A 13251-nucleotide genomic window follows, 5' to 3' on the forward strand; every position below is an offset into this window, starting at 1 on the left:
TCGGTGACCGAGGAGGCCGCCGGCAGGGTGAACGCCCGGGTCATCAGCTCGCCCGCCGTCGCCGGCCGGCCGGTGGTGACCGCCCGCACCGCCTCCCGCGGCCACCGCCTCGGTGACCGAGGAGGCCGCCGGCAGGGTGAACGCCCGGGTCATCAGCTCGCCCGCCGTCGCCGGCCGGCCGGTGGTGACCGCCCGCACCGCCTCCCGCACGTGGACCAGGCCGCAGACCTCGCCACCCGGGTCCAGGACGGCGAGCCGGGACCGGCCGCTGTCCCGGCTGACCTGCTCGATCCGGTCCGCGGTGTCGTCGCGGCGGACCGTGACGATCTCGTCGAAGGGCTCCATCACGTCCCGGACGGTGGTCCCCTGCAACTCCAACATGCTGGTCAGCAGGTGGTGCTGCTCGGCGCCGAGCAGCCCGTGCTCGCGGGACTGCTCCAGCAGGATGCGCAGCTCGTCCGGGCCGTGCACCTGGGCGAGCTGGTCCTGCTGCTGCACCCCGACCAGCCGCAGTATCACGTTGGCCAGCGCGTTGAGCGCCGACAGGACCGGCCGGGCCACCCGGGCGAAGGCCCGGAACGGCAACGCCAGCAACAGCGCCGACCGCTCGGCGTCGGTGATCGCCCACGACTTCGGGGCCATCTCCCCGACGACCAGGTGCAGGAAGGTCACCAGCGCCAGCGCGAAGACCAGCGCGACCGCGTGGCTGGCCGCGTCGGGCAGCCCCACCGTGTGCAGCAGCGGGCTGAGCAGGTGTTCGATCGCCGGCTCGGCGAGCGCGCCGAGTCCCAGGGTGCACAGCGTGATGCCGAGCTGCGCGCCGGCCAGCATCAGCGACAGCTCGCGGACGCCGTCCAGGGCCGCCCGGGCCGCTCGACCGCCACCGGCGGCGGCCTGTTCCAAGCGGTAGCGCTTGCTCGCCAACAGGGCGAACTCGGCGGCCACGAAGAAGCCGTTGAGCACCAGCAGCAGCGCCGAGACCAGCAGTGCGACGCCGGGGCTCATGCCGCCACCTCCCCGCCGGGCGCCTCGCCGGCCATCCGCAGCCGCACCGAGTCGGCCACGTGCCGGTCCACCACGAGCACCTCGACCAGGGCGCGCTCGCGCGGCTCCTCGCCGTCGGCGGCCAGGCTGATCTCCAGCCGGTCACCGACCTCGGGCACCCGGCCCAGCTCGCGCATGACCAGCCCGGAGAGGGTGTCGTACTCGGGGGCCTCGGGCAGCGCGATGCCGGTGCTGTCGGCGACCTCGTCGATCCGCCAGCGGGCCGGCACCACCCAGGAGCCGTCCGCCTGCCGGGCGGGGGCGCGCTCCGGCGGGTCGTCCTCGTCGCGGATCGGACCGACCAGCTCCTCGGCGATGTCCTCCAGCGTGATCACGCCGGCGAAGCCGCCGTACTCGTCGACCACGCAGGCCAGCTGCCGGTGCCCGGACCGCAGCCGGTCCAGCACCGTCGGCAGCGGCAGCGTCTCGGGCACCAGCAACGGGGGTACGGCCACCGCGCTGACCGGGGTGGTGGCGCGCCGCGTCGGGGGTACGCCGAGCACGTCGGCGATGCCGACCACGCCGACCAGGTCGTCCACGCCCTCGGCGCCGCGCACCGGGAAGCGGGAGTGGCCGGTGTCGAGCAGCTCGACCACCCGGCTGACCGGCTCGTGCGCCCGTACGGTGTGCACGTCGACCCGGGGCACCATGGCCTCCCCGGCGGTCAGCTCCCGGAAGTCGAGGCCCCGATCGAGCAGGTCGGACATCTCGGCGTCGAGGTGCCCCTCCTCCCGGGACTCGGCGATGATCTGTTCCAGGTCCTCCGGGGTGGCGCCGCTGGGCAGTTCCTCGATCGGCTCGATGCCGACCCGGCGCAGCAGCCGCACCGCCGCCCGGTCGAAGAGCGTGATCAGCGGGCCGGCGACCCTCAGGTACATCAGGGTGGAGCGACTCAGCGCCCGGGCCAGCGGCTCGGCGCGGGCGATGGCCAGGTTCTTCGGGGCGAGTTCACCGAGGACCATCTGCACCACGGTGGCGATGAGCAGGGCCAGCGTCACCGACAACGGGAGGCTGACCGCGGTGGAGACACCGGCGCCGCCGAGCAGTTCGGCCAGCCCGGCGCCCAGGTACGGCTCGGCGACATAACCGACCAGCAGGGCGGTCACGGTGATGCCGAGCTGGGCGCCGGAGAGCATGAACGAGAGCCGGCCGGTGACCTCCAGGGCCCGGGCGGCCGCCTGGTCGCCCTCCTCGGCCTGTTGCTTGAGCCGGCCGCGGTCCACGGCGACGTAGCCGAACTCCTGGGCCACGAAGTAGCCGGTGGCGGCGGTGAGAACGATGATGAGTACGAGACCGACGACGATCAACACGGGTCGCTCAGGGCTCCCGGGGACGTCGGGGTGATGGGATGCCGGGCACGACCCGGCAGGCTACTGCTGCCCTCCTGGGCAGAGGAGTCGATCATGCGGCAATTCTATCGGCGGTCGCTGAAAGCCCGCTGAAGGTGGGGACAAAGCCGCCGCTCATCCCCTATTTCCGGTGCTCGGCGAGTTCGTCCCGGTCCAGCAGGGTCCGGTCCACCCGCCCCGACCGGTACGCGGCCCGGCCGATCATCTGCGCGGCCACCGGCGCGGTGGCCAGTTGGAAGACGGCGACCAGCGCGATCATGCCGAGGTCGGCGGGGCTGCGCAGCCGCAGCGCCAGCCCGAGCAGCAGGAGCAACGCCCCGAGCACCTGCGGCTTGGTGGCGGCGTGCATCCGGTCCAGCACGTCCGGGAAGCGCAGCACCCCGATCCCGGCGGCGAGGCTGAGCAGCGCCCCCGCCACCAGGACGACCGCTCCCAGCCAGTCGGCGACCGTACCCACGCTCACCGGGCCACGTCCTCATTCGCGACTGCGGGGCTCCGCTGCGCTGCACTCCTCGCGCTCACCGGGCCACCTCTTCGTTCGCGACGCCGCGGCGCGCCGGCCGGGCCGGGACGGCGGGCAGCCGGGCCGGGGCGCGGCGCGTCACGCCTCCTCCCGGACGGCGAAGCGGACCAGGGCCACCGAGCCGACGAACCCGAGCAGCGACAGCACCACCAGCACCGGCAGTGTGGTGGCGTGTCGGTTGACCGCGGCCTCCGCCCCGACCGCACCGAGCATGACGGAGAGCAGCAGGTCGGCGGCGATCACCCGGTCCAGCAGCGACGGGCCCCGGTAGACCCGGGCCAGCGCCAGCAGCGCGGTGACCGAGAGCAGCACGGTCAGGACGACGGTGAGGACGACGGTCATGGGGACCTCCGGTCGACGGGATCGGTGGCGAGCAGACGCACCTCGGCGTCGGAGCCGATCGCCCGGACGACGCGTGCCTCGACGGCGAGGACCCGGTCCCGACTGTCGGACAGGTCCTCCGGACGCCGGACGTCCAGGACGTGCACGTAGAGGACGCCCGAGTCCCGGTCGATCTCGAGGATCAGGGTGCCGGGGACCAGCGAGAGCAGCTCGGCGGTGAGCGCCAGGTTGAGGTCGGTGCCCACCCGCAGGCGTACTCCGATGATCGCCCCGCGCGGTCGGTAGCCGGGGCGGACGGCGATCGCGGCGACGTGCACGCTGGCGTCGACCAGCTCCACGACGAACGTCGCCAGCAGCACCAGCAGCGCCCGGGGCCGCAGCCGGCCGCCGAAGGAGACCGACGGCAGCGGGAAGAACAGCAGCACCGCGACACCGACCAGCGCCCCGCCGAGCAGGTTGCCCCAGGAGATGTCGCCCCAGAGCAGGTTCCAGACCGCGATCAGCCAGCCCAGGGCGATCGCCTGGTCGCGGCGGCGGTGGCCGGAGCGCCTCGCGGGCGGTGGTCCGGCGGCGTCCGGGGCGGTCACGGGGTACCGCCGGGCAGCACGGCCCGCACGTACGGGGTGCGCAGCCGCAGGTCGGCCGCGGCGTCGGCGGTGACCCGGAACAGCGGACCGGCGGCGAGCGTGAACGTCAGGCCCAGCACCACCAGGGCGGCGGTGGCGCCCACCATCAGCTGCGGCAGCCGGACACCGGTTCGTCGGTGGCCAGCCGGGGCGCCCGCCAGAACGCGATGTTCCACACCCGCGAGGCGGCGTAGAGGGTAAGCAGGCTGGTCGCCGTGCCGGCGGCGACCAGCACCCAGGGCAGCGGCCCGCCGACCGCCACGCCGGCCTGGAGCAGGCCGACCTTGCCGAGGAAGCCGGAGAAGGGCGGGATGCCGGCGAGGTTCATCGCCGGGACGAAGAAGAGCACCGCCAGCAGCGGCGCGATCCGGGCCAGGCCGCCGAGCCGGCGCAGGTCGGTGCTGCCGGCACGCTCCTCGACCAGCCCGGCGACGAGGAAGAGCGTGGTCTGGATGGTGATGTGGTGCACCACGTAGAAGATCGCGCCGGAGAGCGCGGCGGCGGTGCTCAGCGCCACCCCGTAGATCATGTAGCCGATGTGGCTGACCAGCGTGAACGAGAAGAGCCGCTTCATGTCCGACTGCGCCACCGCGCCGAGCACGCCGACCACCATGGTCAGCCCGGCCACCACCATGAGCAGGCCGGAGACCTGCCCACCGGGGAAGAGCAGCGTCTCGGTCCGGATGATCGCGTAGACGCCGACCTTGGTGAGCAGGCCGGCGAAGACCGCGGTCACCGGGGCCGGCGCGGTCGGGTAGCTGTCCGGCAGCCAGGCGGAGACCGGGAAGACCGCCGCCTTGATGCCGAAGGCGAGCAGCAGCATCAGCTGCAACCCCAGCCGTACGCCGTCCGGCAGCGCGTCGAGCCGGGTGGCGAGCTGGGCCAGGTTGAGGGTGCCGGTGGCGGCGTACACCAGGCCGACCGCGACCAGGAAGATCATCGAGGAGAGGATGCCGACCACGACGTACGTCGAGCCGGTGCGGATCCGGACCTCGGTGCCGCCCAGCGTGATCAGCACGAAGCTGGCGGCCAGCAGCATCTCGAAGCCGACGAAGAGGTTGAACAGGTCCCCGGCGAGGAAGGCGTTGGTGATGCCGGCGGTCAGCACCAGGTAGGTCGGGTGGTAGATGCTCACCGGCGCGGATTCGCTGGTCTCGCTGCGGCCCTGGCCGATGGAGTAGATCAGCACGCAGAGGGTGACCGCCGAGGAGACCACCAGCATCAGCGCGGCCAACTGGTCGGCGACCAGCACGATCCCCACCGGCGCCCGCCACCCGCCCACCTGCGTCACCACCGGCCCGTGCCGGTACGCCTGCACCAGCAGCGCCACCGCGACGACCAGGTTGCCGGTGAGCGCGACCACGCTGACCGTGCGCTGCAACCGGGGCAGGTTGGCCAGGATCAGGGTCAACGCGGCGCCGAGCAGCGGCACCACCACCGGCAGCGGCACGAGCCGGTTCACTGCCGCCCACCCCGTCGGCGCAGCCGGCGTCGGGCGGGCTCCGGGTCCACCTGCTCCGGGTCGTCGTCCGGCCCCTCCCCGCCGAGGTCGGCGTCGAGCACCTCGTTGCGCTCGGCGAGCTGCACGATCTGGCGATCCTCCAGGTCGTCCTGCACCTCGTCGTCGCCGCCGAGATACCAGCTGCGGTAGGCGACCGCCGCGAGGAACGCGGTCAGCCCGAAGGTGATCACGATGGCGGTGAGCACCATGGCCTGGACCAGCGGGTCGCTGAACTCCGCCGCCTCGGCGGTGCCGACCACCGGCGCCGCGCCGGACCGGCCGCCGAGCAGGATGAGCAGGTTCACCCCGTTGCCGAGCAGGATGACGCCGAGCAGGATCCGGGTCAGGCTCCGCTCCAGCAGCAGGGTCACCCCGGTGGCCGCGAGCACGCCCACGGCGAGCACCAGCACCAGCGTCGGTCCCGCGCCGCCCTGCCTCACCCCGACTCCCCCTCCCCCTCGACGACGAGCCCCCGCTCGGGCCGGCCGGCCGCCTCGATGTGCCGGTCCACCTCGGCGCCGAGGCTGCGCAGGATGTCCAGCACCAGCCCGACCACGACCAGGTAGACGCCGACGTCGAAGAAGAGCGAGGTGACCAGGTACGGCTCGCCCAGCCAGGGCAGCGGCAGGTTCACCTTGGTGCTCGCCAGCACGTCGCCGGTGGTCAGCAGGGCCACCACGCCGCCACCGACCGAGATCGCCAGCCCGGCGCCGAGCACGGTGCCCGCGCCGACCGGGGCGCCCTCGGCCAGCTCGTACCGGCCGCCGGCGAGGTAGCGCAGGGTCAGCGCGAGGCTCGCCACCAGGCCGCCGGCGAAGCCGCCGCCGGGGGCGTTGTGGCCGGAGAAGAGCAGGAAGAACGAGAAGAGCACCATGGTGTGGAAGATCAGCCGGGTGACCACCTCGAAGACGATCGAGCGGCGCCGCTCGTGCAGGGTCGGGCCACCGCTGAGCCAGACCGGCCCGGTGTCCCGCCGGGGCGCCCCCGACGGTTCGCCCCGGCGCGGTCGAGGGCCGGTGCGGGACCGCTCGAAGATCAGGCTGGCCACCCCGGTGGCGGCCACCACCAGCACCGCGAGCTCACCCATGGTGTCCCAGGCCCGGATGTCCACCAGGGTCACGTTGACCACGTTGCGGCCGTACCCCTCGATCAGGGCGAGGTCGGGGAAGGCCAGCGAGATCGGCGCGGCGGTCCGGGAGCCGGCGGCGGCCAGGGCGAGGCCGGCGAGGACCACCCCGACGCTGACGCCGACCAGCCGCCGTGCCCACCGGCTGCGGCGCAGCGGCCGGGCGGAGAAGCGTTCCGGCAGCCGGCGCAGCACCAGCACGAAGACGGCGATGGTCGCCGTCTCCACCAGGAACTGGGTCAGCGCCAGGTCGGGCGCGCCGTAGAGCACGAAGAGCATCGCGGTGCCGTAGCCGGTCACCCCGACCAGCAGCATCGCGGTCAGCCGCCGCCGGGCGCGCACCGCCAGCAGCGCCGCGACCGCGACGACGAGGGTGACCACCAGCTGCGACGGGCTGTCCCAGAGGGCGATCCGCTCGCGCCAGGGGCGGGCGGCCAGCAGCGTCGCGCCGGGCACCAGCACCAGGGCGAGCAGCATCGCGCCCAGGTACTGCGGCAGGGAACCGCGCTGGGTGGCGCCGGTGACCTCGATGGCGAGCCGGTCGAAGCGGTGGGTGATCCACTCGTACCCCTGGTTGCCGCCGACCGGCGAGCGCAGCCGGACCAGCGCGGGCGCGAGCGGCCCGCGCACGGCGTGCAGCACGTAGCCGCCGGCCAGCGCCACCGCCGACAGGCCGAGCGCGGGGGTCAGGCCGTGCCAGAGCGCCAGGTGCTCGTGCGGTGCGCCGAACAGCTCCGCGTACGGCCGCAGCGGCCCCTCCAGCCCGGCCACGGCGGGGCCGGCGACGAGCCCGCCCACGGCGAGCAGGGCCGGCGGCAGCAGCATCGGTACGGGCACCGGGTCGGGCTCGGTCGGCTCGACGTCCGGCCGGGTGGCGAAGGCGCCCCAGAGGAGCCGGATGCTGTACGCGACGGTGAGGGTGGTGCCGACGACCAGCCCGGCGAGGACGACCGGCCGCTCGGCGAGCGCGGCGAAGACCGCCTCCTTGCCGACGAAGCCGAGCAGCGGCGGCACCCCGGCCATCGAGGCCGCGGCGAGCGCGGCCACCGCGGCGAGCACCGGCGCCCGTCGTCCCAGGCCGGACAGTTCCCGCAGGTCACGGGTGCCGACCTCGTGGTCGATGATGCCGACGACGAGGAACAGCGCCGCCTTGAACAGGGCGTGCGCCAGCAGCATCACCACCCCGGCGAGCGCGGCGTCCGGGCTGCCGGCCCCGAGCACCACCGCCAGCAGTCCGAGCTGGCTGACCGTGCCGTACGCCAGCAGCAGCTTCAGGTCGCACTGCCGCAGCGCCGCCCAGCCGCCGGCGATCATCGTGACCAGGCCGAGGGTGAGCACCACCGGTCGCCACGGCCCGACGTCGGCCAGCACCGGGGCGAGCATTCCGATCAGGTAGATCCCCGCCTTGACCATGGCCGCCGCGTGCAGGTACGCGCTGACCGGCGTGGGTGCGGCCATCGCCACCGGCAGCCAGGCGTTGAACGGCACGATCGCCGACTTGGCGAGCGCGCCGGTCAGGATCAGCAGTACCGCGACGATCAGCGCGGCCCCGCCGGGCAATGGCGCGCCGGCGATCTCCGACCAGCGGTGGCTGCCCGCGTGCTCGCCGAGGATCAGGAAGCCGACCAGCATGGCCAGGCCGCCCAGGGTGGTGACGGTCAGCGCCTGGGCCGCCGCCCAGCGGCTGGCCCGCCGCTCGGTGCTGTGGCCGATCAGCAGGTAGGAGAAGACCGTGGTCAGCTCCCAGAAGACGTACAGCAGCAGCAGGTCGTCGGCGAGGACCAGGCCGAGCATCGCGCCGGCGAAGGCGACCAGCACCGCGACGAACCGGACCAGGCCGGCGGAGTCGGGGGCGAAGTACCGGCCGCAGTAGACCAGCACCAGCGCGCCGACGCCGCCGACCAGCAGGGTCATCAGCCAGGACAGCGTGGTGAGCCGCAGCGCCACGTCGAGGTCGAGCTGGTCGATCCAGTGGTACGTCTCGACGACCACGCCGCCGTCGCGGACCGTCGGCGTACGGGTCAGCGCCCAGCCGAACGCGGCGGCCGGCGCCAGCGCGAGCGGGTAGCAGGCGCGCGCACCCCAGCGCCGGACCAGCAGCGGCGCGGCGAGGGCCGCTGCCAGGTGGAGGAGCAGCAGTACGAGCACGCGTCCTCCCCGGTCGAGCTGGCGGCGCGCGCCGGGAGGAATGTCCCGGTCTGCACCGATCAGACGCCAGATCGCCGGTCGACGGGGCGTTTTGCGGAAATCGCCCGCCGTCACCGCGCCCCAGGGCGCGGGGTGGCAGCTGCCCCGGACTCCTGTCGGGCTGATGTCGTGAACGACTCAGCCGCGCGGCCGACCCGCCCGGCCGGTCAGCGCAGCGCGATGTCGCCGGCCGGCACGGCGGCCTCCCGGGACGGCCGGTCCCGCCGGGTCTCCACCAGCAGGTCGGGGCGGCCGAGCTGGACGACGACCTTGTTGACCACGCGCTGGGCGGCGGCGAGCGAACGGACCGAGAGCAGGTTGCCCCGGCTCTCCCGGCGCAGGACGAAGTAGTGCACGGCGGCCCGCACCTGACCCCGGTCGGCGGCGCTGGCCTGGGCGGTGGAGGCGACCAGCTCGCGCAGCGAACGGGCGAGCCGCTCGGCGAGCTCCAGCTCGGGGCCGCGCAGACTGCCCCGGACGGCGGCGAGGTGACTGTCGACCTTCCGGATGAGCACGTCGGTGGCGGGCGCGAAGCCGGGCTCCTCGACGGTCATCCGATCCCCTCCACCCGACGCTGCGTTGCGAGTGAAGTTACTTTATGTTGCGTGTCGCAAGCAAGCAGTTAGTTAAGACGTAACACGCAAGGCACTCATCCACCCCGTATGCAGCCGCAGCCGGACAGACCACGTCCGGCGCCCAGCCGGATGTCACACCGACCGGGCAGGATGGAAGGCGTGACAGAGCAGGTGAGCGGGGCCGACGGCGCGCGGGTGATGGCCGGCTTCGGCGCGGCGACCCGGGAGTGGTTCACGGCCGCCTTCGCCGCGCCCACCCCGGCGCAGACCGGCGCCTGGCGGTCGGTGGCCGCCGGGCGCAACGCGCTGGTGGTCGCGCCGACCGGTTCCGGCAAGACGCTCGCCGCCTTCCTCTGGTCGCTGGACCGGCTGGCCAAGGAGCCGCCGCCCGCCGAGGCGAAGCAGCGCTGCCGGGTGCTCTACGTCAGCCCGCTCAAGGCGCTCGCGGTCGATGTCGAGCGCAACCTGCCGCGCCCCGCTCGCCGGCATCCGGGCAGGCCGGCCACCCGCCTCGGCGTCCGCACCCCCGGAGATCACCGTCGGATGCGCACCGGCGACACTCCCGCCGACGAGCGGCGGGCCTTCGCCCGCACCCCGCCGGACATCCTCATCACCACGCCGGAGTCGCTGTTCCTGCTGCTCACCTCCGCCGCCCGGGATTCGCTGCGCGGCGTCGAGACGGTGATCGTCGACGAGGTGCACGCGGTCGCCGGCACCAAGCGCGGCGCGCACCTGGCGCTCTCCCTGGAACGCCTCGACGAGCTGTTGGCGACCCCCGCCCAGCGGATCGGCCTCTCCGCCACCGTCCGGCCGATCGACGCGTGCGCCCGGTTCCTCGGCGGCGCCCGCCCGGTCGACGTGGTGCAGCCGGCCAGCGCCAAGACCATCGAGGTGAGCGTCCAGGTCCCGGTGGAGGACATGACCCGCCTCGACGAGCAGGAGCCGCCGGAGGACGACCTGGGCGGCCCGGGGCCGCGCCGGGCGTCGATCTGGCCGGCCGTCGAGGAACGGGTCTTTTCGCTGATCCGGGCGCACCGGTCGACCATCGTGTTCACCAACTCCCGGCGCAGCGCCGAACGGCTCTGCGCCCGCCTCAACGAGCTCGCCGCCGACGAGCTGGCCGCCGCGAGCGCCCCGGACGGCCCGCCGGAGACGGGCTCCGAGGCCTGGGGCGGGCCGGTCGGGCCGCTGCGGGCCAACCGGCCGCCGGCCGAGGTGATGGCCCAGTCGGGCGCGGCGGTCGGCGCCCCGCCGGTGATCGCCCGCGCCCACCACGGCAGCGTGTCGCGCGAGGAGCGCAAGCACATCGAGGAGGCGCTCAAGTCCGGTCAGCTCCCCGCCGTGGTGGCCACCTCCAGCCTGGAGCTCGGCATCGACATGGGCGCGGTCGACCTGGTGGTGCAGATCGAGGCGCCGCCCAGCGTCGCGGCCGGCCTGCAACGGGTCGGCCGGGCCGGGCACCAGGTCGGCGCGGTCTCCCGGGGCGTGGTCTTCCCCAAGCACCGGGGCGACCTGCTCTCCTGCACCGTGGTCGCCGAACGGATGGCCGAGGGCGCCATCGAGGAGCTGCACTACCCGCGCAACCCGCTCGACGTGCTGGCCCAGCAGGTCGTCGCGATGGTGGCCCTGGAGCCGTGGCGGGTCGGCGACCTGGCCGTGCTGGTCCGCCGGGCCGCCCCCTTCGCCGAGCTGCCCGACTCCGCGCTGCACGCCGTGCTCGACATGCTCTCCGGGCGCTACCCGTCCACCGCCTTCGCCGAGCTGCGCCCCCGGCTGGTCTGGGACCGCGCCGCCGACGTGCTCACCGGCCGGCCCGGGGCCCAGCGCCTCGCCGTCACCAGCGGCGGCACCATCCCCGACCGCGGGCTGTTCGGGGTCTTCCTGGCCGGCGCGGAACGCGCCGCCCGGGTCGGCGAGCTGGATGAGGAGATGGTCTACGAGTCGCGGGTCGGCGACGTCTTCCTGCTCGGCTCCTCCTCCTGGCGGATCGAGGAGATCACCCCCGACCGGGTGCTGGTCTCCCCCGCCCCCGGTCAGGCCGCCCGGATGCCGTTCTGGAAGGGCGACCAGCTCGGCCGCCCGGTGGAGCTGGGTCGCGCCATCGGCGCCCGGGTGCGGGCCCTGCTGCGGCAGAGCGACGAGACCGCGGTCGCCGCGTTGCGCGCCGGCGGGCTGGACGACTGGGCCGCCGGCAACCTGATGGCGTACCTGCGCGAGCAGAAGGCCGCGACCCGCTCGCTGCCGGACGACCGCACGGTGGTGGTCGAACGGTTCCGCGACGAGCTGGGCGACTGGCGGCTCGCCGTGCACAACGTGCTCGGCGCCCGCGTCAACGGGCCGTGGGCGCTGGCCATCGGCCGCCGGCTCGCCGAGCGGTACGGGGTGGACGCCCAGGTCATGCCCTCCGACGACGGCATCGTGGTGCGGCTGCCCGACACCGCCGAGGAGCCGCCCGGCGCCGACGTGGTGGTCTTCGAGCCCGACGAGATCGCCCAGCTGGTCGAGGAGTCGGTCGGCACCTCCGCGCTCTTCGCGTCCCGGTTCCGCGAGTGCGCCGCCCGGTCGCTGCTGCTGCCCCGCCGCGACCCGCGCCGCCGCCAGCCGCTCTGGCAGCAGCGGCAGCGCGCCGCGCAACTGCTCGACGTCGCCCGCGAGTACGCCGACTTCCCGGTCACCCTGGAGGCCGCCCGGGAATGCCTCCAGGACGTCTTCGACCAGCCGGCCCTGGCGGAGCTGATGCGCGACCTGACCGCCCGCAAGGTGCGCCTGGTCGAGGTGGAGACCGACCGCCCGTCGCCGTTCGCCCGCTCACTGCTCTTCGGCTACGTCGGCGCCTTCCTCTACGAGGGGGACGCCCCACTCGCCGAGCGCCGGGCCGCCGCGCTCGCGCTCGACTCGGCCCTGCTCGGCGAGCTGCTCGGCCGGGTCGACCTGCGCGAGCTGCTGGACCCGGCGGTGCTCGCCGAGACCGAACGGCAGTTGCGCTGGCTCACCGAGCAGCGCCGGCCCCGCGACGCGGAGGACGTCGTCGAGCTGCTCCGGGTGGTGGGCGACCTGTCCGAGGCGGAGCTGGCCGAGCGGGGCGCGCCGCTGCCCTGGCTGACCGAGCTGGAGGCCGCCCGCCGGGTGCTGCGGGTCCGGGTCGCCGGCGAGGAACGCTGGGTGGTCGTCGAGGACGCGCCCGGCTCCGCGACGCGCTGGGCGTGGCGCTGCCGGTCGGGGTGGCCGAGGCGTACCTGGCGCCGGTGGCCGACCCGCTCGGCGACCTGGTCGCCCGGTACGCCCGCACCCACGGGCCGTTCGCGGCGGCGACCTGCGCCGCCCGCTTCGGGCTCGGGGTGTTCGTGGTGGAGCAGGCGTTGCGTCGGCTCGCCGCCACCGGGCGGGTGGTCTCCGGGGAGTTCGCCCCGGACACCGTCGGCACCCAGTGGTGCGACGCCGAGGTGCTGCGGCTGCTGCGCCGGCGCAGCCTGGCCGCGCTGCGCCGGGAGATCGAGCCAGTGCCGCCCCGGGCCCTCGCGGCGTTCCTGCCCCGCTGGCAGCAGGTCGGTTCGTCGGCGCGGGGCGTGGAGGCGCTGGCCGCCACCATCGAACAGGTGCAGGGGGCGGCGGTGCCGGCGTCCGCGCTGGAACGGCTGGTGCTGCCCGCCCGGGTCGCCGACTACTCCCCCGCCCAGCTCGACGAGCTCTGCGCCAGCGGCGAGGTGCTCTGGGCCGGCGCCGGAGCGATCTCCGGCGGGGACGGCTGGGTCACCCTCGCGTACGCGGACACCGCGCCGCTGCTGCTGCCACCGCCGGACGAGGCGCTGACCCTCACCCCGCTGCACGAGGCGGTCCTCGACGCCCTCGCCGAGGGGCAGGCGCTCTTCTTCCGCTCCCTGTCGGACCGGGTCGGCGCCACCGACGACGCGGCGCTGACCGGGGTGATCTGGGACCTGGTCTGGGCCGGTCACCTCACCAACGACACCCTCGCCCCCC

General features: G+C 74.6%; 9 protein-coding genes and 3 pseudogenes. 2 read left to right on the forward strand and 10 right to left on the reverse strand.

The window, feature by feature from the left end; all coding sequences use genetic code 11:
• The 10 genes and pseudogenes from JNW89_RS12455 to JNW89_RS12500 all read right to left on the reverse strand — a co-directional run.
• Positions 1 to 1005: hemolysin family protein (locus JNW89_RS12455; RefSeq protein ID WP_238449047.1), on the reverse strand; the 1005-nt coding region annotated here is incomplete at its 3' end.
• Positions 1002 to 2354, reverse strand: a complete 1353-nt coding sequence (locus JNW89_RS12460) for a hemolysin family protein (RefSeq protein WP_238449048.1) — start codon at positions 2352 to 2354, stop codon at positions 1002 to 1004. The genes JNW89_RS12455 and JNW89_RS12460, both read right to left, overlap by 4 nt.
• Positions 2355 to 2514: 160 nt before the next feature.
• Positions 2515 to 2850, reverse strand: coding sequence for a monovalent cation/H(+) antiporter subunit G (gene mnhG, locus JNW89_RS12465; protein WP_238449056.1), 336 nt, complete (start codon positions 2848 to 2850; stop codon positions 2515 to 2517).
• 144 nt (positions 2851 to 2994) lie between these two features.
• Positions 2995 to 3258: a monovalent cation/H+ antiporter complex subunit F gene (locus tag JNW89_RS12470; protein WP_238449049.1), complete on the reverse strand. Its 264-nt coding sequence runs from the start codon at positions 3256 to 3258 to the stop codon at positions 2995 to 2997.
• Positions 3255 to 3845, reverse strand: a complete 591-nt coding sequence (locus tag JNW89_RS12475) for a Na+/H+ antiporter subunit E (RefSeq protein WP_238449050.1) — start codon at positions 3843 to 3845, stop codon at positions 3255 to 3257. Before JNW89_RS12475 ends, JNW89_RS12470 begins: the two co-directional genes overlap by 4 nt.
• A complete protein-coding gene (locus JNW89_RS12480) occupies positions 3842 to 3991 on the reverse strand; it encodes a hypothetical protein (RefSeq protein WP_238449051.1) in 150 nt (49 codons plus the stop codon). The genes JNW89_RS12475 and JNW89_RS12480 overlap by 4 nt, the downstream gene beginning before the upstream one ends.
• The gene (locus JNW89_RS12485; RefSeq protein ID WP_238449052.1) at positions 3991 to 5346 is read right to left on the reverse strand and encodes a Na+/H+ antiporter subunit D; all 1356 of its coding nucleotides are present in this window, start codon (positions 5344 to 5346) and stop codon (positions 3991 to 3993) included. Before JNW89_RS12485 ends, JNW89_RS12480 begins: the two co-directional genes overlap by 1 nt.
• Positions 5343 to 5825 carry a Na(+)/H(+) antiporter subunit C gene (locus JNW89_RS12490; protein ID WP_238449053.1) on the reverse strand — a complete coding sequence of 161 codons (483 nt, stop codon included), beginning with the start codon at positions 5823 to 5825 and terminating at the stop codon, positions 5343 to 5345. Before JNW89_RS12490 ends, JNW89_RS12485 begins: the two co-directional genes overlap by 4 nt.
• A complete protein-coding gene (locus JNW89_RS12495; protein ID WP_238449054.1) occupies positions 5822 to 8659 on the reverse strand; it encodes a Na+/H+ antiporter subunit A in 2838 nt (945 codons plus the stop codon). The genes JNW89_RS12490 and JNW89_RS12495 overlap by 4 nt, the downstream gene beginning before the upstream one ends.
• Before the next feature lie 235 nt (positions 8660 to 8894).
• Positions 8895 to 9252 (reverse strand): annotated as a pseudogene (locus tag JNW89_RS12500) (hypothetical protein); the annotation flags it as partial.
• Between the two features lie 219 nt (positions 9253 to 9471).
• On the opposite strand from JNW89_RS12500, the pseudogene JNW89_RS12505 reads away from it, so the two are divergent.
• A pseudogene (locus tag JNW89_RS12505) lies at positions 9472 to 12018 on the forward strand (DEAD/DEAH box helicase); the annotation flags it as partial.
• Between the two features lie 698 nt (positions 12019 to 12716).
• Positions 12717 to 13251 (forward strand): annotated as a pseudogene (locus JNW89_RS38725) (DEAD/DEAH box helicase); the annotation flags it as partial.

Source organism: Micromonospora sp. 4G55, assembly GCF_016803375.1.